Annotated in this window: 1 protein-coding gene; it reads left to right on the forward strand. The window is 38.8% G+C overall.

Features of this window, described 5'->3' with window-relative positions; all coding sequences use genetic code 11:
* Positions 1–224: transposase (locus N482_RS26050; protein ID WP_063375979.1), on the forward strand; the 224-nt coding region annotated here is incomplete at its 5' end.
* Positions 225–484 lie beyond the last annotated feature (260 nt).

The following is a 484-nucleotide window of genomic DNA, read 5'->3' on the forward strand; positions in this document are numbered from 1 at the left end:
CAGAGCAAGGCTATTCAGTTTCTGAGGCCGCAGCCTTTTTAGGGATCACAACCAAACTTATTTATAACTGGAAAGCTAAACTTGAAGAGCAACAAGCTGGTAATTCACTCAATGAAGATGAACGTGCTGAGTTAAAGCGTTTAAGAAAAGAAAATAAAGATCTCAAAATGGAGAAAGAGATCTTAAAAAAGGCCAGCGCCTTCTTTGCGAGAGAAATGAAGTAAAGTACCAATTCATCAAAGAGAATAGCCAAGTTTATCGCGTTATTAAGTTATATTCTGCTATGAAAGTGAGTCGTTCAAGCTATTACGCATGGTTAGAGCTACGCATGGTTAGAGCGTCCAGCAAAGTTTATAACGGCCGAAGATTTACATCTTTATCGCAGAGCCAAAACACTGTTTAAACGCAGCAGAGAAAGCTTAGGCTACCGTGAGTTATGTAAGAGCTTACGCAAAGAAGGTTTTAAAATATCGCGCTATAAAAC

This window comes from Pseudoalteromonas luteoviolacea NCIMB 1942 (assembly GCF_001625595.1).
Lineage (GTDB): Bacteria > Pseudomonadota > Gammaproteobacteria > Enterobacterales > Alteromonadaceae > Pseudoalteromonas > Pseudoalteromonas luteoviolacea_A.